This is a genomic window from Streptomyces sp. TLI_55 (assembly GCF_900206255.1).
GTDB classification, from domain to species: domain Bacteria; phylum Actinomycetota; class Actinomycetes; order Streptomycetales; family Streptomycetaceae; genus Streptomyces; species Streptomyces aquilus.
Genome location: NZ_OAOJ01000001.1, coordinates 478,199 through 495,530, shown reverse-complemented (window position 1 = coordinate 495,530; position 17,332 = coordinate 478,199). Strand labels below are relative to the sequence as shown.

Annotated in this window: 21 protein-coding genes; 8 read left to right on the top strand and 13 right to left on the bottom strand. The window is 71.0% G+C overall.

Features of this window, described 5'->3' with window-relative positions; translation table 11 throughout:
• Window positions 1-365 precede the first annotated feature (365 nt).
• The 3 genes from CRP56_RS02450 to CRP56_RS02440 are packed head-to-tail and all read right to left on the bottom strand — an operon-like array spanning window position 366 to window position 1,806.
• Window positions 366-1,025 (bottom strand): terminase large subunit domain-containing protein, encoded by a 660-nt coding sequence (locus CRP56_RS02450; protein WP_097259767.1) that lies wholly within the window; start codon window positions 1,023-1,025, stop codon window positions 366-368.
• The gene (locus CRP56_RS02445) at window positions 1,019-1,273 is read right to left on the bottom strand and encodes a hypothetical protein (protein ID WP_097259766.1); all 255 of its coding nucleotides are present in this window, start codon (window positions 1,271-1,273) and stop codon (window positions 1,019-1,021) included. The genes CRP56_RS02450 and CRP56_RS02445 overlap by 7 nt, the downstream gene beginning before the upstream one ends.
• The gene (locus CRP56_RS02440; RefSeq protein ID WP_097259765.1) at window positions 1,270-1,806 is read right to left on the bottom strand and encodes a hypothetical protein; all 537 of its coding nucleotides are present in this window, start codon (window positions 1,804-1,806) and stop codon (window positions 1,270-1,272) included. Before CRP56_RS02440 ends, CRP56_RS02445 begins: the two co-directional genes overlap by 4 nt.
• Window positions 1,807-2,609: 803 nt before the next feature.
• Here CRP56_RS02440 and CRP56_RS47460 point away from each other — a divergent pair.
• Entirely contained in the window at window positions 2,610-2,774 is a 165-nt protein-coding gene (locus CRP56_RS47460) for a hypothetical protein (RefSeq protein ID WP_179850934.1), read from the top strand.
• 554 nt (window positions 2,775-3,328) lie between these two features.
• Here the strand turns inward: CRP56_RS47460 and CRP56_RS02435 are convergent.
• From CRP56_RS02435 to CRP56_RS02415, 5 genes are all read right to left on the bottom strand, one after another.
• Window positions 3,329-3,775 carry a hypothetical protein gene (locus CRP56_RS02435; protein WP_143664887.1) on the bottom strand — a complete coding sequence of 149 codons (447 nt, stop codon included), beginning with the start codon at window positions 3,773-3,775 and terminating at the stop codon, window positions 3,329-3,331.
• Window positions 3,776-3,781: 6 nt separating this feature from the next.
• Window positions 3,782-4,126, bottom strand: a complete 345-nt coding sequence (locus CRP56_RS02430; RefSeq protein ID WP_179850933.1) for a methyltransferase domain-containing protein — start codon at window positions 4,124-4,126, stop codon at window positions 3,782-3,784.
• A 153-nt stretch (window positions 4,127-4,279) separates the two neighbouring features.
• Window positions 4,280-4,528, bottom strand: coding sequence for a hypothetical protein (locus CRP56_RS02425; RefSeq protein ID WP_143664886.1), 249 nt, complete (start codon window positions 4,526-4,528; stop codon window positions 4,280-4,282).
• A gap of 63 nt (window positions 4,529-4,591) precedes the next feature.
• Window positions 4,592-5,002, bottom strand: a complete 411-nt coding sequence (locus tag CRP56_RS02420) for a hypothetical protein (RefSeq protein ID WP_257039992.1) — start codon at window positions 5,000-5,002, stop codon at window positions 4,592-4,594.
• Between the two features lie 124 nt (window positions 5,003-5,126).
• Window positions 5,127-6,020, bottom strand: a complete 894-nt coding sequence (locus tag CRP56_RS02415) for a universal stress protein (protein ID WP_097259761.1) — start codon at window positions 6,018-6,020, stop codon at window positions 5,127-5,129.
• Between the two features lie 277 nt (window positions 6,021-6,297).
• On the opposite strand from CRP56_RS02415, the gene CRP56_RS02410 reads away from it, so the two are divergent.
• Window positions 6,298-6,984, top strand: coding sequence for a CBS domain-containing protein (locus CRP56_RS02410; protein WP_097259760.1), 687 nt, complete (start codon window positions 6,298-6,300; stop codon window positions 6,982-6,984).
• A 116-nt stretch (window positions 6,985-7,100) separates the two neighbouring features.
• On the top strand, window positions 7,101-7,307 hold the full coding sequence (locus tag CRP56_RS02405; protein WP_097259759.1) for a hypothetical protein: 207 nt from the start codon (window positions 7,101-7,103) through the stop codon (window positions 7,305-7,307).
• A gap of 42 nt (window positions 7,308-7,349) precedes the next feature.
• On the opposite strand, the gene CRP56_RS02400 is transcribed toward CRP56_RS02405, so the two are convergent.
• On the bottom strand, window positions 7,350-7,628 hold the full coding sequence (locus tag CRP56_RS02400; RefSeq protein ID WP_097259758.1) for a hypothetical protein: 279 nt from the start codon (window positions 7,626-7,628) through the stop codon (window positions 7,350-7,352).
• Window positions 7,629-7,714: 86 nt separating this feature from the next.
• Window positions 7,715-7,885: a hypothetical protein gene (locus CRP56_RS47455; RefSeq protein ID WP_179850932.1), complete on the bottom strand. Its 171-nt coding sequence runs from the start codon at window positions 7,883-7,885 to the stop codon at window positions 7,715-7,717.
• A gap of 169 nt (window positions 7,886-8,054) precedes the next feature.
• On the opposite strand from CRP56_RS47455, the gene CRP56_RS02395 reads away from it, so the two are divergent.
• The 3 genes from CRP56_RS02395 to CRP56_RS02385 are packed head-to-tail and all read left to right on the top strand — an operon-like array spanning window position 8,055 to window position 12,072.
• Complete coding sequence (locus CRP56_RS02395) at window positions 8,055-8,930, top strand: universal stress protein (RefSeq protein WP_097259757.1); 876 nt, start codon at window positions 8,055-8,057, stop codon at window positions 8,928-8,930.
• A gap of 2 nt (window positions 8,931-8,932) precedes the next feature.
• Window positions 8,933-9,706, top strand: coding sequence for an HAD family hydrolase (locus CRP56_RS02390; RefSeq protein ID WP_097259756.1), 774 nt, complete (start codon window positions 8,933-8,935; stop codon window positions 9,704-9,706).
• Entirely contained in the window at window positions 9,703-12,072 is a 2,370-nt protein-coding gene (locus tag CRP56_RS02385) for a glycoside hydrolase family 65 protein (RefSeq protein ID WP_097259755.1), read from the top strand. Before CRP56_RS02390 ends, CRP56_RS02385 begins: the two co-directional genes overlap by 4 nt.
• A gap of 102 nt (window positions 12,073-12,174) precedes the next feature.
• Here the strand turns inward: CRP56_RS02385 and CRP56_RS02380 are convergent, their stop codons facing one another.
• Window positions 12,175-12,837, bottom strand: coding sequence for a CBS domain-containing protein (locus CRP56_RS02380; RefSeq protein ID WP_097259754.1), 663 nt, complete (start codon window positions 12,835-12,837; stop codon window positions 12,175-12,177).
• A 36-nt stretch (window positions 12,838-12,873) separates the two neighbouring features.
• Window positions 12,874-13,338 carry a Crp/Fnr family transcriptional regulator gene (locus tag CRP56_RS02375; RefSeq protein WP_097259753.1) on the bottom strand — a complete coding sequence of 155 codons (465 nt, stop codon included), beginning with the start codon at window positions 13,336-13,338 and terminating at the stop codon, window positions 12,874-12,876.
• Between the two features lie 242 nt (window positions 13,339-13,580).
• Here CRP56_RS02375 and CRP56_RS02370 point away from each other — a divergent pair, with 242 nt between their 5' ends.
• Window positions 13,581-14,504 (top strand): carbamate kinase, encoded by a 924-nt coding sequence (locus CRP56_RS02370; RefSeq protein WP_097259752.1) that lies wholly within the window; start codon window positions 13,581-13,583, stop codon window positions 14,502-14,504.
• Window positions 14,505-14,511: 7 nt separating this feature from the next.
• On the opposite strand, the gene CRP56_RS02365 is transcribed toward CRP56_RS02370, so the two are convergent.
• Window positions 14,512-16,224, bottom strand: coding sequence for a SulP family inorganic anion transporter (locus CRP56_RS02365; RefSeq protein WP_097259751.1), 1,713 nt, complete (start codon window positions 16,222-16,224; stop codon window positions 14,512-14,514).
• A gap of 177 nt (window positions 16,225-16,401) precedes the next feature.
• On the opposite strand from CRP56_RS02365, the gene CRP56_RS02360 reads away from it, so the two are divergent.
• Window positions 16,402-17,307, top strand: a complete 906-nt coding sequence (locus tag CRP56_RS02360) for a universal stress protein (protein WP_097259750.1) — start codon at window positions 16,402-16,404, stop codon at window positions 17,305-17,307.
• The last annotated feature ends 25 nt before the right edge of the window (window positions 17,308-17,332 follow it).

Below are 17,332 nucleotides of genomic sequence, written 5' to 3'. Positions count from 1 at the left end.
GGTCGGCCCCATCTGGGACACGATCGCTTTGTGGAAGGCCAAGTATGAACCTGTAAAGCTGTTGTTGGCCCATGTCCTCATCAGGGTCGTGGTGAAGACTCCGTTGCCGTTGGATTCCTGAGAGAGCTGAGAATCTAGGCATCCCGAGATGAGAAGTCCATTGGCTACAATGACCCCTCTGGACCTCGCGACCTCCTTAGCGGCTTCGAGTGATTCGGCCTGTGCTGAATTGGCAGCGGCGTTGAACCCCAGCGGCAACTCACGCGTCTCGACACCCGTTGTTGTGTCTGCGTCTCGACCTCCGCTGGTGCTGCCGCGTTCAAGGACATTGGCCATCCGCTCACTACCCTGCCCCGGGAACCGCACTACGTAGGGACTCTCGAAAGCCTGTAGAGGGCGGCCCATACGCGTTCGCCGACTCGCTTGCGGGTCTTGGCGTGGTGGGTGAGGCCGAAGCGTTCGGACCACAGCGACTGACCGGGTGTGCGGCCGAGCGGGTCGTCGGGACTGTCGGCGATGGCGGGCAGGTCGATGACTCGCCAGGCGTTGCGCTCCGTGGCGAGGATGCGTCCGGCGAGGTCGTCTTCGTGCCACCGGGTCTGAATGAGGCAGATCGCGCCGACGGGTTCGAGACGGGTCTGCAGGACGGAGGTCCACCAGTCCCAGGCGCGCTTGCGCATGGTGGGGCTGTCAGCGTCCGCCATGTCCTTGACCGGGTCATCGACGATGGCGATGTGCGCGCCGCGTCCGGTGATGCCACCGCCGATACCGGCCGCGAGGAGGCCGCCTTCGCCGTCGGCGATGTCAAAGCGGTTGGCCGCCTGGTTCCCCGCCTTGAGTTGGATGCCGAGGTCGTCGCCCCAGGTGTTGATGGCGTCCCTGATCCACCGGCCGTGATCGTCGGCAAGGTCGGCGGAGTAGCTGGCGATCATCATGCGGTGGCCGGGATTGCGCCGCAGGTACCAGAGGGGCGCCCACCGAGAGGCCCGTCGGCTCTTGCCGTGCCGCGGGGGCATGGTCAGCATGACCCGGTCGCATCGGCCATGTCGATGAACGCGCGGTCGATGAGATCCAGGTGTGGGGCCTGCATCTCGCGCCCGCCGGTGAGGACGGCGGCGAGCGCCCCTGGCGAACAGTCCATGGCGAGTTGGCGTTCGACGCGCACCAACTCGGCGCGCAGCGTGGGAGATGCCGCCCGCACGATGGACCGCCGCTGCGCTGACGGAAGGGTCTTGTAGTGGGCTATGACGCTCTCGTGATCGCGCGGGGTCATGCGCCGTCCGGATCGGTCAGCGCGATCAGAGCGTCGAGTTCGTCGACGGCCACGTTCTCGACCTGGACCGGTCCACCGGCCGGGCCGGACAGTTCCGCACGGACAGGCATGTCGAGGCCGAGCAGCCGTGCCCGGCGCTCCATGATCCGCAGGGTGCGGTCGATGGGAGCAAGGTCCTGGTCCCGGACGGCCTTCTTGCACGCAACGAAGAACAGCCGGTCGAGCCGGTCGGCTTCCAGTGCACGCAACTCATCTACGTCGTCGTTGAGTTCGGCGCGGCGGTCGGCCAGTGCGGTGCGGACGTCCCGGCAGGCGGCATGAATCAGGGCCTCGTTGGTGGGCGGGTCCTGGTCCTTGCGGTACCGCTCGACCCCGTAGCCCTGCGGGTAGGCGATCCCGTCGGAGTTGACGGTCGGGTCGGCGGCGAGCTTACGGGCGATCGTCAACCAGTCCACGCCAGCGAGACGTGGATCGATGGCGTCCGAGCGGCGGCGCGCGATGGCCGCACGCGCGGCTTTGTCGGGGCGTCCCACGGCGGGAGTCCTTCACAGCTCGGGTGCGCCCCCGCGCCCGCACCCATGATCGCACCCATGCCCGCAACTTGGGCTAGTCTCGCCTCATGCGCGCCCCACTCGTCCCCTTCACCCTCCCGGTTGGCCCCCCGGCCGGTCGCGAGCTGGGTGGCCGGGATGAGTTGGGAGCAGTTGGAGCAGCAGTCACCCGTCTTGTCATCACAGCGGAGCACTACCTTGCACCGCAAAGGGTGGGTTGGAGGGCCCTAGAGACTGCAACGGGCAAAACTTTCCAACTGGCCATCATTTGGGGTAAGGCACGGGCAGGGATTGAACCCGAAGTCCTGTCCCGGAACCAACTCGTTTCTGACCTACGGGGTGCGCGACGCGCCGTTCACGCGTACCAGCAACTCACGGATTGGCGCCTTTCCGAGTCTTGCGCAGATAAAGCAGCACAAGGCACGGTTCCCAGCATTCCCACTTTCACAGCGAAGTCTTGCCTTGCAACAGCCTTTGTGACGAGGGAGTGGGGCGCCCTCCAACGCGCCGTGACAGCCATCCTGCAGTTCCTTGGCCAGTTGGTTGAGCAACTGCGCATACTGCTGCGAGCGTTGCCGGTAAGAATCCTCCCCGCACCCCCGCCTCCAGTGGGCACCGCTCCATGCGCCGTAGCTCGACTGCAGGGGACCCGCGTGCCGCGAGCACCGCAGGCAGTGTTCTCCCGCTTCCTGTTGACGCCCTAGCTGCATCACGGCACGCCCCCGGGAGGGGCCTCGAAGCAGTGCTGACGCGCGCTGGGCGAAAGTCACCAAGGGGACAAACTGGTGGACTCCGCCATCTTGTGGATTGTTGGCATTTCAGGCGTATTGGCGATCACCTTGTTCGCAATCAAGGGTCTCCTCGATCAGCTACCCGATATCGCCGAGTCGTGGCATCGCGCGAAGCGAGCGTTTCGTGATCCGGACGACCCTGGGGACGATGGTTCGTGACACGGGAGCACCCCCGCACCACGCCGCTCAGATGAATGACATCTGTTCCTCGCCAGGCCGCTTGGGCGGCGCGTACTCAGCTGGCGCGTCGGGCGCGTTGCGCTCAGTGCGCAACCACCAGGCGAACTGGTAGCTGCGGCAAGTCCGGAAACGGACCGACTTTCGGCGCGGCTCGTTCTCTGAATGTTGTGCTCGCCCCATCCGGTGATGGGGCGAGCGTTCGCCAGGTGCACATACAGGCCCGGTACCAGGGCGGGCCTCCCGCTGCTCTCCCGGTGCACTCTCGAAGGCAAGGTGCGCGTTATCGCTCCACTTCCACGGATTGAGCGGCGCGCACAGATACCAGGCCGGGGGCGGGTTGCTCTCGGGGAGCTCGATCGTCTGGCGCCGGCGGCTAATGTCGAGCCGGGGGTGGTCGGGCTGGCCGAAGCTGCGCAGGCAGTGTTGGTCGAGGGCTACGTGCCGCACGCCTGCCGGCCACATGATGTAGTACCGAGTTCGTGATTCAATTTGGACCTGTATTCGCTGCGACATGCGCTCCCCATTCACCCGTTTCAATTGGCAAGAGATTCATTTCTCTCTACTGTCAATTTTATCAAATTTCCCACCAATTCCAGATGCCTGTCATGTCGGAAGCCGTTCGGGTGCGGCATGTTGAATTCCTCTTCGAATGCCTTCTCGTATTCCTCCTTGGGGAGCGCGATGGGGTGTCGACAGGTGGCCTTGATGTTGGAGCCGCTGAGGTCGGTGACTTGCACGTCCTCGAAGTAGCGGCGTAGCAGCGGCTCCAGGGTCTCGGGGGCGTGGAAACGCAGCTTCTGCCACTTCCCCTTGACGAAGTTCATCTCGACGTTGTCCTCGTCGAGGAAGCTCATTTTCGTTGTGGCTGTCTGGGAGGTGACCCGCTTGGCTTGCTCGTCCCTGAGTTCGCGGGCGAGGTTGCGGGTGCCGAGGCATACGACGCCGTCCGCCGCGCAGAGGGCATTGACGGTGGTCATCACCCAGTGTTAGTAGTCGAGGGTGGTGGTGGCGTTGATGACGGAGTTGAGGACCACCACGTCGTACAGGCCGTTGACCTGGATGTCCTTGTCGATGTCGCGGATCATGCCGACGACGGCGCGGATGTCAACGGCGTATGAGCCGTCGCGGCAGCGGTAGGGCTCGTAGTCGTGGATACTGAAGCCCTTCGCGCGTAGGTACTTGGCGTAGTCGCCGTACCCCGCGCCGAAGTCCACGACCCGGTGGGTGGGCTTGAGCCAGGGCGTCTCCAACTGGTCCCAGGTCTCAGAACCATAGGCGAGCTTTCCGGCCTTGGCCTTGGAGGAGAACTTGCGGAGCCTCTTGGGCTGCACGATGTGCTGGTTCCACACCGGGGCTTTACTCTCGATGGCGGTCCAGTCGTAGACGCCGTACTCGCCGGTGAGGTCGGCGTGGAGTTGGGCGGCGTCAGCGGACGTGACGGTCCAGGCGAGGAGGTCGAAGCGGTTGATGGAGGCGACGACGGCCTATTCGGCGTTGAGGACGATGCGGCCCTGATCGTCGATGACGACGCTTCCCCAGGGGCCATGGCCGGCGGTCATGTGCCCGATGGCGTTGATGAAGGAGAGGTTCTTTCCTTCCGCGACCCGGATGGACTGCCATGGAATCCACGACCAGGCGCCGATGACGCCGGGCTCGGCGCAGACGACACTGGCCTCGGGCTCGACGCGGTTGTGCAGCAGGTTGAACTCCTCCGGGCCCATCTCCTCCCGCACGACATGCAGAGGCGCGCCTCGAAGAGCGCCGTGGATGCCGGAACTCCCGCGCGATGTCCGGGATCATCTCCAGCGCTCCGCCAGCCGGAAGGCCTGCGGATGCAGATCGGCGGCCTCCTGGTTGGCGCGGGCGTACAGCTGGATCCAGCCGGAGTCGCGCTGGGACATGGAGTCGCTGTGGTCGTTCCAGATGTTGATGGACACGCCGATCGCCCGGTTGGCGACCGTCATCACGATCGGCAGCCCGAGCCCCGAGGCGTTGTAGAAAGCCTCCACCATGTACAGCAGGCCCTGGCTCGCCGTCGCGGTATAGGTACGAGCGCCGGCCGCCGAGGCGCCGATGCACAGCGACATCGCCGCGCATTCCGACTCGACGTTGACGTACTCGCACGGCTTCAGCGCACCGGACTTCACCAGGTGGCTGAGCTCCTCGAGGATGTGGGTCTGAGGGGAGATCGGGTAGGCGGCGATCACTTCCGGGCGGCAGGGTGCGACGGTCTCTGCGACCGCGCGGGCGAGGCCGAGAGGCTCCGATATGGCCCTTCCCCGTCGGTGTACCCGCGTCCCGACCGGGAAGGACGATCTCTGCCCTCTCGGCTCACTCGTGAGGTACGACGGCGACCGGGCAGGGGACATGGTGCATCACCGCGTGCGCGACCGGCCCGGTGTGCGTGCCGACATGGGGCGGCCGGAGCCTGCGGCCGACGGCCAGCAGGCCGGCGTTCTGGGCCGCGTACGTCAGTTGCACCGCGGCACGGCCCTCCGGCACCAGCTCGTGCACCTCCACGGTGGGGTACTTCTCCCGCCACGGTTCCAGGGCCGTCTGCAGAGCGTGCGCCGCGGCCCCGACCACCGCCATGCGGGCCCTGGCCTCGATGGCGCGGGACAGGTACGGCAGCCGCCAGGTGTACACCGCCCGCAGCGGCGCGGCTCGTATCATCGCGCTCTCGAAGGCGAACGCGAGCAACTCCTCGCAGTGGTGCGCGGGGTCGACGCCCACCACCACGTCGCGGTACGGCGTGCCGACCGAGGGCCGGCCGTCGGCGTCCGGCACGTGCTCGGACTCCGGCGTCTGGGGGGCCCGTACGAGCACCACCGGCCGCGTCGCCCGGGCCACCGTCGCCAAGGCCACCGATCCGGCCATGAAGCCACCGAAGCCGCTGAAGGCGCGGCTGCCCAGCACGAGCAGCTCGGCCTCGGCGGCCGCGGCCACCAGAGCGTCGGGCGCGGAGTTGGGGACCTGATCGGCGCTCAGCCGCACCTGCGGGTAGCTCTCACCGAGCCGGTCCAGGCCGGCGCGGAGAATCCGCTGCGACCAGTAGCGGGGCGCCGCCAGTTCGGGCAACCCCGGCTCGCCGGCCGACGTCCCGCCCTCCCACGCGTGCACCAGGCGTAACGGCAGGCCGCGCCGCAGTGCTTCCCGGGCCGCCCAGTCGGCGGCGGCGAGACTCTCGCGCGATCCGTCCAGTCCTACGACAACGGGGCGAGGCACGGACCTCACCTCCCCGCATCAGTGTCCGCGCGCCGGTGCGCGGATCCCTTCGTCACCAGCCTCCGTCGGGCCGGCGCGGTGCGGGCAGGGGCTGACCCGGCCCGGCAGGGGGCCGAACGGCCCCTGTGGGCAGCGCCGGAGCGGCCACGCCGGGGAGATTGCCCTGTCGGGGCCCTTGACGAGGGCCGGTCGGCCCAAGCCCGCTGATGGTCGCTCGCCCCAGTCTGGAGACAGACGTCGTCCCCGCGACGACGGCCGAGCTCAGCCGGAGGCCACCATGCACAGCACCCCCCGCCTCGTGAGCGACGTGATGACCCGCACCGTCGTCGCCCTCGGGAGCACCGTGACGTTCAAGGACATCGTGAAGGCCATGCGGCGCCGCCAGATCAGCGCGCTGCCCGTGGTGGACGCCGGGCACCGGGTCGTGGGCGTGGTCTCCGAGGCCGATCTGCTGCCCAAGGAGGAGTTCCGTGCGCACGACCCCGACGCGGACGTCCGCCTGCGCCGCCCCGAAGCCCTCGCACGAGCCCAGGCGCGTACCGCGAGCGAGCTCATGACGGCACCCGCCGTCACCGTCGGCGCGGACGTGAGCCTCGCCCGGGCCGCCCGGATCATGGCACGGCACCAGGTCAAGCACCTGCCGGTCGTCGACGACGCCGGTGTCCTGACGGGCATCGTCAGCCGCACCGACCTGCTCAAGGTCTTTCTGCGCACGGACGCGGACCTCGCCGAGGAAGTGCGCCGAGAGGTCGTCGGGCCGCTCTTCCCCGACCCGCTGGAACCGGTCCGGGTGGACGTGCGCGACGGCGTCGTCACCTTGACCGGCCGCGTCCGGGACACCGGGCTCGTCCCCATCGCCGTACGGCTCACGCGGGCCGTGGAGGGCGTGGTGGACGTGGAGAGCGCGCTCACGGGCCCGCCATGGCGGCCGCTCCTCGACCCGGATCTCGTGGAGGAGCCCTGAGCACCAGGGACACGGGGACCCCGGGTCCGGGCCGGTCGGCTCATGTGCCCGGTGTCGTGCCGGAGTTTGCTGGAGGTGTGAGGGAAACGACGCCGACCGAGGAGGGGGCGAGGACAGTGGGCACGAGTCTGACACCGGAGTTCTGGGAGAGGTTCGCCCTGTTGCTGTTCGCGGCGATGGGCCTGACCTTCGCGCTCGCCGCGCTCTTCGACGAGCTGTGGCTGCGCCGGATCAACCGCCGTACGCACCGCCCGCCGACGGCACCGCGGCCGACCCCGTCACGTACCGGCACCACGGACCACCGCACCTCTGTTTCCTGCTGAGCGACCGGGGCGCCGCACCCGCCTCGGCCCTCGTGGCCCTGCTCAACGCCACTGCTCGGGGATGTTCGCCAGCTGACGCAGCAGGTCCCAGTCGCGGCTCTTGTGCCGGCGTTCCGCGCTCGGACTGCGCCACGGGGCGCCCTGCCCGACCCAGTAGCCGCGGTAGGTGCGCAGGCCCATGACGCTTGCGTCACCGACATCGGACTCGTTGCCGCAGCAGGAGCAGATCTCCGCCGTCGGCCAGCCGTCCGCCCAGAAGACGTCATCGTCGTCGTACCCGCACACCCTGCAGACGGTCTCCCAGGTCTCGGTGTCGTTCATGCGCTCAGTCTATGAACCAGTCCGGGGCGCGGCCTCGGCTTTTGTGCGTCCGGGCCGGGCCGCCACGGGGACGGTGCCGTCGGTGGTCACGCGCGGTAGTTGCGGTGATCGTCGTGGTCGCCCGTGGAGGGCCGCTCGACGACCGTTTCCCGATCGCCCGATCGCCCGATCGCCCGATCGCCCGATCGCCGACCCGTGCCCGGCTTGGACATGAAGGCCGTGCGGCCGATGAGGCCGGCGGGCCCGGTGGAGAGCACTCTCTCCGGCTTCTCACTTGCAGCTCCTCGGGCCGGCGGAGCCCGGCCAGGGGCCGATCGGCCCCCGGCCAGGGCCGATCCACCCCTCCTGTGGTGCGCCCGCGCATGGGACGGTGAGCGTGGAGCTCCGCGCTGCAACGGTGCGGCCCGACACAAGGCGGTGGAAGCCATGGAGCTGCCCCTGGTCGTGGGCGTCGACGGATCGGAACCGAGTCTGCTGGCGGTCGACTGGGCCGTGGACGAGGCGGCCCGGCACGGCCTGCCGCTGCGCCTGGTGTACGCCTCCTTGTGGGAGCGCTACGAGGGCGCCCTGCCGTCGACGAGCCCGGACCGGCCGTCCGAGCAGGTGAGGGCCGACAACATCGTCGCCGACGCGGCGGATCGTGCCGGCCGGCGCAACCCCGAGGTCAAGGTGTCCACCGAGGTGATCGCCGACGAGGCCGCCGAAGCGCTGCTGCGCGAGGGCTATGGTGCCTCCGCCCTGGTGACGGGCAACCGTGGCCGCGGTGAGCTCCAGGGCCTGCTCCTCGGCTCGGTCGGGCTGATCGTGGCCGCCCGCGCCCACTGCCCGGTGATCGTCGTCCGCGGCGACCGCGCGGGCCGGGAGGGCGCCCACGAGCGGATCCTCCTGGGCGCCGGTGAACCCGCCACGTCCGGCGAGGCCGTACGCTTCGCCTTCCGCGAGGCCGAGGCACGCCGGTGCACCCTGGACGTCGTGCGTGCCTGGCGCTGCCCCGAGTACGAGACGGCCGATCATCCGCTGCTGTCCGGACACCCGGCCCACGAGCACTCCGAACAGGCCTCCGCCCTGCTGGACGCGGTGCTCCACGACGCCGCCTCCGACCACCCGGGAGTCCCCGTGCGCCGGGCCACCGTGGAAGGACCGGCCCGCAAGGTGCTGCTGAACCGGTCGGCCGCCGCGGATCTGGTGATCATCGGTGCGCGCCGCAGGACCGGTAACTTCGGTCTCCAGCTGGGCCGGGTCGGACACACGCTGCTGCACCATGCGGACTGCCCGGTCGCCATCGTCCCGCAGCAGGTGTGACCGTGGGCCGCTCCGGCACCCCCGCGGACCTCGGCGAGGAACTCGCCCCCGCCCTGCGTGACATCCGGGCCGTCGTCTTCGACACGGACGGCGTGATCATCGACTCGGCCCGGGTGCACGCCGCGGTGTGGAAGACGGCCTTCGACGCCTTCCTGCGCGCCCACCCGCCCGACGACCCCGCCCTGCGGCGCCCGTTCGACGTCCGCGACGACTATCTGCGCCACGTGGACGGAAAGTCCCGCCTCGACGGCGCCGCCGCCTTCCTCGCCTCCCGTGGCCTCGACACCTCGGACGACACCGTGCGGGCCGTCGCCGCCGACAAGGAGCGCCTGTTCACCGAGCGGCTGCGCGCGCACGGCGTCGACGCCTATCCGGGTACGGTCCGCCTGGTGCGCGCCCTGCGCAGGGCGGACGTGCCCGTCGCGGCGGCCTCCGCCTCCCGCCACGCCGGTGAACTGCTCGACCATGCCGGGGTGTCGGACCTCTTCGACGTCCTCGTGGACGGCGGCGAGGCCGCGCGGCTCCAGCTGCCCGGCAAACCGCGGCCCGACCTGTTCCTGGAGGCGGTACGACGCCTCGGCGTCCCCGCCGCTCGCGCCGCCGTCGTGGAGGACGCCCTGGCCGGTGTGTCGGCGGGCCGCAGCGGCGGATTCGCCCTGGTGGTCGGTGTGGACCGCGCCGCCACGGGGGACTCGGGGGACCGGCTGCTGCACAGCGGTGCCGACATCGTCGTACGGGATCTCGCGGAACTGGTCGGGGCAGGGGAGACGCAGTGACGGGCTGGACCTGGGAGTACGAGGGCTACGCGCCCGCCGGCGAACGGCTCCGCGAGTCGCTGTGCACGCTGGGCAACGGCTACTTCGCCACCCGGGGCGCGCTGCCGGAGTGCGCTGCCGACGACGTGCACTACCCGGGCACCTACGTCGCCGGCTGCTACAACCGGCTCACCTCCGAGGTGGCGGGCCGCAGCGTCGAGAACGAGGACATGGTCAACGTCCCCAACTGGCTTCCGCTGCGCTTCCGTCTCCCCGGCGGGACATGGCTGACCCCGGAGAGCACCAAGGTGCGCGACCACCGGCTCACCCTGCATACGGCCTCCGGCGTGCTGGAGCGGCGCACCCGCTACGACCTGGGCGGGGAAGGGGTGTTGACGGTACGTCAGCTGCGGATCGTGCACATGGCCGACCCCCATCTGGCCGCCCTGCGCACCGAGTTCACGGCCGAGGGCTTCGCCGGGCCGCTGGAGGTCGAGGCGGCGCTCGACGGGGGTGTCACCAACGCGGGCGTGCCCCGCTACCGCGACCTCGACGGCCGCCATCTCACGCATGTGCACACCGGCACCGCCGACCCGGACACCGTGTGGCTGCGCTGCCGCACCCGCACCTCGGACATCCGCATCGGCATGGCGGCCCGGCTGACCGCCGGCGCGCCCGTCACCGTACGGCACGAATCGCCGTATGCCATTCAGGAGTTGAGCCTCGACCTGGAACCCGGCCGGCCCGCGACCGTCGACAAGACCGTCGCCCTGCACACCTCCCACGACCCGGCGATCAGCGACCCCCTCTACGCCGCGGTCGACCGGGTGGGCCGGGCACCGGGCTTCGATGACCTCCTGGAGTCGCATCTGACCGCCTGGGACCAGCTGTGGCGCCGGGCCGCCCTGGACGTGGCCGGGGAGGCGGGCCGTGTCTTGCGGCTGCACCTCTTCCACGTCCTGCAGACCCTCTCCCCGCACACCGCCGACCTCGACGTCGGCGTGCCCGCCCGCGGGCTGCACGGCGAGGCCTACCGCGGCCATGTCTTCTGGGACGAGCTGTTCGTCCTGCCCTACCTCAACCTGCACTTCCCCGAGGTCTCCCGCGCCCTGCTGCGCTACCGCCACCGCCGCCTCGAACAGGCCTGCGCCGCCGCGCGCGAGGCCGGCCGCAAGGGGGCGATGTACCCCTGGCAGAGCGGCAGCGACGGACGCGAGGAGACCCAGCAGCTCCACCTCAACCCGCGCTCCGGGCGCTGGCTGCCCGACCACTCCCGGCTCCAGCACCACGTCGGCTCGGCCGTCGCCTACAACGTCTGGCAGTACTGCGAGGCCAGCGGCGACACGGAGTTCCTGCACACCAAGGGCGCCGAGACGCTGCTCCAGATCGCCCGTTTCTGGGCCGACTCGGCCGTCTACGACGACGATCTCGGCCGGCACCGCATCAAGGGCGTCGTCGGACCCGACGAGTACCACGAGGCCTACCCCGACGCGAGCACACCCGGCCTCGACGACAACGCCTACACCAATGTCACCGCCGCCTGGGTCCTCACCCGCACCCTGGAACTACTGCGGGCCCTGCCCGAACCCCGTCGCCGCGAACTCGTCGAGCGCACCGGCCTGGACGAGGGCGAGCTGGAGCTGTGGGAGGACGTCTCGCGCACCCTGCACGTGCCCTTCCACGCCGGAGTCATCAGCCAGTTCGAGGGCTACGGCGACCTCGCCGAGCTCGACTGGGACGGCTACCGCGGGCGCTACGGCGACATCCGGCGCCTGGACCGGATCCTGGAGGCCGAGGGGGACAGCGTCAACCGCTACCAGGCCTCCAAGCAGGCCGACGTGCTGATGCTCGGCTACCTCTTCTCGCCGGCCGAACTGCGCGGCCTGTTCGACCGGTTGGGGCTGCGGCTCGACGACGAGACGTGGCGCCGTACCGTCGACCACTACCTGCACCGCACCAGCCACGGCTCCACCCTCAGCGGCCTGGTGCACGGCTGGGTGCTGGCCCGGGCGAGGCGGGCGGAGGCCTGGAAGTACTGCCAGGAGGCACTCCAGGGCGACATCGCCGACATCCAGGGCGGCACCACCGGCGAGGGCATCCACCTCGGTGCCATGGCCGGCACGCTCGACCTGGTCCAGCGCGGACTGACCGGCCTGGAGACACGGGGCGGGGCCCTGTGGCTCGACCCGGTGCCGCTGCCGGAGCTGTCCTCGTACGGCTTCAACCTCCGCTACCAGGGCCACTGGGGCGTACGGCTGCACCTGGAGCGCGGCCGGCTGGAGATCTCGGTGCCGTCGTCCGACGCCACCCCCATCGATGTGCGGCTGCCGGACCGCGCGGTGCGTCTTGCGCCGGGGGAGACGGGGCACCTGGACCTGCCGGACTGAATCCCGGCCGACCGGCCCCCTGCGTGCCGGGGCCGTCCGCCGTCACGAGGCGATCCGGACACCGGAGATCAGCCGGCCCTTACCGCCAGTCGCGCGCGGGGATCAGTGAAGATCCGCCTGCTCGCCGTGGTCGAGCCGGAACTCGATGTCCACGACCCCCTCCACCGCGCGGACCAGCCGTGCCGCCACCGGGACCAGGGACGTGTCACGGACCCGGCCGCCCAGCCGTACGACACCGTCGCGGACCTCGACGCGCACCGCGTCCGCCTGGGTCGGGAACAGATACGCGACGACCTCCCGCCGCACTTCCTCCGCGATGTCCTCGTCGCCGCGCAGGAACACCTTGAGCAGGTCGGCCCGGCTGACGATCCCGGTCGGCCGGCCCTCGGCGTCGACGACCGGCAGCCGCTTGACCCTGGCCCGCGCCATCGTCCGCGCCGCCTGGGCGAGCGTCACGTCGGGCGTGACGGTCAGGGCGGGGGAGGTCATCAGCTCGCCGGCCGTCACCGAACCGGCCTTCGCCAGGTCGGCCAGCCGCCGCAGCTGGGTGTACCGGTCGGGGTCGCTGTCGCGGAACTCCTCCTTCGGCAGCAGATCGGCCTCGGAGACCACCCCGACGATGCGGCCGCCGCCGTCCACCACGGGCAGCGCGCTGACCTTGCGCTCCTGCATGGTCCGCACGATGTCCTTGAAGGCGGCGCCGCGCTCCACGCAGGCCACGTCGCGCGTCATGACGTCACTGACGATGTGCGGTGCTCCGGACACGGTGACTCCTCGGTACGAGATCGATACGGACTCAGGTCAGCGCAGTCCGCCGCTGCCGTAGGGGGCGTACAGGTCGAGCAGCCGGGTGCGGGCCGCCTGCAGGCGATGCGCGACGACCTCGGCGACCCACCGGGCGATCGTCCGGCCGAACTCGGGGTCGTCCTCGCACAGTCGGCGCACCGCGGCCGCGTCGAACTCGTACGCCCGCAGCGGCGACGATGTGCCGGCGCCCAGGTGCCAGACGTACGGCGGGAACAGCCAGGACCAGCCGACGAGTTCGTTGTGTCCCAGGGACTCGATGACCGCGGCCCGCCGGCCCGGCACATGGACGTCCAGGTCGACCGTTCCGGTGCGGATGATCCAGAACCGGTCGGCGTGAGAGCCCTCCTCGAAGAGCCGGACGCCCTCGGGGAAGGAGACCTCACGGCCGATGCGCATCAGGCGGTCGCGGTGTGCGGCAGGCAGCGCCCGCGGCATCGTCGTCGTTGCGGGTGCGTTCATGGCGTGCCTCCAGAGGGTCGTGTGCCGCACGGACCCGGGGTGGGGAGCCTCGGGCGTCGGGGACGGCATACGGAGCTACCACCACCAGCGTGGACGCCCGGGGACGTCCCGACCATGGGCCACCCGGCCCCGTCCCAGGGCCGGCCGGCGGCGCGCCGATGCCCTTCAGCACCCTGCGGACGGGGGCGGGGACGCCGTTCGATGGGACCAGCTCCAGCGGACCCGGATCGAGGAGTCCAGCCATGCGCATCGTCGTCGCCCTCGGCGGCAACGCCCTGCTCCGCCGCGGCGACCGCCCCGAAGCGGACGTCCAGCGGGCGAACGTCGTCCGCGTCGCCACCGCCGTGGCGGCCCTCGCCCATGAACACGACCTCGTCATCACCCACGGCAATGCCCCCCAGCTCGGCCTGCTGGCCCACGAGAGCGTGGCGGACCGGTCGCTCGTCGAGCCCTACCCGGTGGACCTGCTCGGCGCCCAGACCCAGGGCCTGATCGGCACCCTGCTGGTGCGCGGTCTGCGGGACGCGCTGCCCGGGCGCCGGGTCGTCGCCCTGCTCACCCATACCCAGGTGCGGGGCGACGATCCGGCCTTCGAGCGGCCCACGGAGCCCGTCGGACCGGCCTACCCGGACAAGGTGGCCGACTTCCTGGCGGCCGAGCACGGCTGGGTGATGGCCAGGACGCGGGGCGGCCGGCGGCGGATGGTCCCGGCACCGCAGCCCGAACGGGTTCTGGAGTGCGACTCGGTCCGGGTGCTGCTGGAGACGGGCAGTGTGGTGGTGTGCGCGGGCGGTGGCGGCGTACCCGTCGTCTCCGACGGGGTCACCGGAGCGCTGCGCGGCGTGGAGGCGGTCGTCGACAAGGACCTCGCCGCCGCCCGGCTCGCCGAGGACGTGAAGGCCGACTTCCTGCTCGTCCTCACCGACGTCCCCAACGTCTACGCCCGACACGGCACCCCCGACCGGCGGCCGGTGCTCGACGTCACCCCCGCCGAACTCCGTGCCGCCGCCTACGACCCCGCCACCATGGGGCCGAAGGCGGAGGCCGCCGCCCGGTTCGTGGAGCACACCGGTCAGCTGGCCGCGATCGGGGCGCTGGACGCGGCGTACGAGATCGTGCACGGCCGCTCGGGGACCCTGGTGCGACCCGATCTGCCGGGCGCCTGACCGGGGTTCAGCGCGCGGCCGACCAGCTCCGGTACGCCGCCACCGCCGTCGGCAGCGTCGGGAAGATCAGCTCCCGGCCCACCGACTCGACGAGCCCGTACGCCTCCAGGTCGTCCAGCAGATCCTGCTTCACCCGGGCCAGGGCGAACACGACGCCGCGGCGGGTCAGTTCGCGCCGCAGGTCGTCGACCGCGTCGAGGGCGGTGATGTCGACCTCGACGTTCGCCTCCGTGTTGAGGACGAACCAGCGGACCGGCTCGGTCTGTTCGTCGACGGCTGCCAGGGCGCGGCGGTGGAAGTCCTGGGCGTTGGCGAAGAACAGCGGGGAGTCGTAGCGGTAGACGAGCAGCCCGGGGATGGTGCGGGCCGAAGGATAGTCGTCCACGTCGTGCATGCCGGCCACGCCGGGCACCAGCCCCTCCACCGCGTCGTGCGGCCGGGCCACCCGGCTGAGCAGCTCGGCGACCGACAGACCGACGGCGACCAGCACGCCGTACAGCAGGTCCAGCGTGAGCACACCGGCCAGGCAGCCGAGCGCCAGCAGCAGTTCGCGGCGGCGGAAGGAGGCGAGGCGGGCGAAGCCGGCCAGGTCCATCATGCGGACCGCGGCGTAGGCGACGAGCGCGCCGAGCACCGCCGACGGGGTGCGGGCCAGCAGCGGGCTGAGGAACAGCAGCACGGCGAGCACCGCCACGCCGGCCACCAGGGAGTACGCAGGGCTGCGGGCGCCCGCCGAGGAGGCGAGCGCGGTACGGCTGGCGCTGCTGCTGACCGGGAAGCCCTGCAGAAAGCCGGAGCCCAGGTTGACCGCGCCCAGCGCCAGGAACTCCTGGTCGGCGTCGAGCCCCCGGCCACTGTCGTCGTGGGGGTCGAAGGCGCGGGCGGTGAGGATGAAGTCCGTGTAGGCGACCAGCAGGACACCGAGGGCGGGCAGCACCAGCCGCGGCAGCTCGGTGAGGTCGGGGGTCGCGACGGAGGGCAGGCCCGAGGGGACCGCGCCGATCACCTTCAGGCCGTGGGTGTGGTCGAGGTCGAACACGGCCACGGTCGCGGTGCCGAGGACCACCGCGAGCAGCGGACCGGGGACCGTGCGGAACAGGCGTGCCACCGTGAACAGGAACGCGAGCGCGACGGCGGCGAAGATCGTGGTGGCCGGGTCGAGCTGCTTCAAGTTCCCGAAGAAGGACCACAGTTGGGGGAAGAAGCCCTCGCCTGAGGTGTCGACGCCCGTCAGCTTCGGCAGCTGGTCCACGATCATGATCAGGGCCACGCCCGCCAAGTACCCGATGAGGACCGGACGGGACAGCAGATCGGCGACGAAACCCAGGCGCAGCAGCCAGGCCGCCAGACACAGCAGGCCGACCGTCACCGCGAGCGTCGCGGCCAGCGTGGCGTAACGGTCGGGATCGGCTCCCGCCAGGGGTGCCACCACGGTCGCCGTCATCAGCGCGGTCGTCGACTCCGGGCCCACCGACAGCAGGCGTGACGACCCCAGCACCGCGTACAGGCCGAGCGCGGGCAGGATGGCCCACAGCCCGGCGACCGGCGGCAGCCCGGCCACGCCCGCGTACGCCATCACCTGAGGCACCAGATAGGCCGCCACGGTGACCCCGGCCAGCAGGTCCCCGCGCCACCAGGCCCGGCGGTAGCCCGCCAGCGCGGCCAGTCCGGGCGTGAGGCGACGCCATCGCGGGGCGCGTCCGCCCGAGCCGTGTGACATGCGGATCCCTTCGCCGGCTGCCTTCAGGTTCGGCGACGGTACCCCCTGCGGCGAAGGGCCCTTCAGACCACCGCCCGAGGGTGGGCCGTTCGGCCCCGTGCGGGGACCTGCGGCCCCTGCTGCACCGGCGTCACCCGGCGCGACGCTGAGCACAGACACCGACAGGAGGCAGAACTCATGGTGCGCACCGTTGTCGCAGGTCTCGACGGCTCCTCCGAGAGCCGGGCCGCCGCCGAATGGGCGGCCCGCGAGGCGAAGCTGCGCGGCCTGCCGTTGAAGATCGTCCATGTCTGGGAGCCCGTCCCGGACCCCATGGCCCAGGCCCCGCTCCTCGGCGAGGAGACCCGGCAGCACTGGAGCGAGCGCATCCCCCGCGAAGCCGCCGAGGGACTGCGGCTGCGGCACCCCGGTGTCGAGGTGACCGTGGAGCAGTCGACCGGCGGCGCGGCCGAGGTCCTCACCAAGAGTGCCGAGGACGCCGAACTGCTCGTTCTCGGCTCGCGCGGACTGAGCGGGATCGGCGGATTCATGGTCGGCTCCGTCGGCCTGTCCGTCATCGCCCACTGCGAACGGCCCGTCGTCCTGGTCCGCGCCGGGGAACAGGCCGCCGACGAGCACGAGGCGGACCCGGCCGGCATCCCTTCGGCCGCCACCCCCTTCAAGCCGGTCGTCCTCGGACTGGACCCGCACCGCCCCGACGACACCGTCATCGGCTTCGCCTTCGAGACGGCCGCCCGGCGCGGTACCGGCCTGCGGGCCGTGTACGGCTGGAACCTGCCGCCGTACTACGTCTACGGCCTGTCCGCCGACCCGTATCTGCACGACGAGATCACCCGTCACCAGGCCGCCGCCCTGACCGAGGCGCTCAAGCCCTGGCGGCAGAAGTACCCGGACGTCGAGGTCACCGAGGCACCCGCCTCCGGCAGCCCCGGCAACCGGCTCGTGGACGCCGCCCGCGACGCCGGCCTGGTCGTCGTCGGCCGCCGCATCCGGCGCAGCGCCCTCGGCGCCCACATCGGGCCCGTCGCGCATGCCGTCCTGCACCACGCCACCGCGCCTGTCGCCGTGGTTGCCCACAACTGACGTCACCGACAGAGGAGTTGACCCC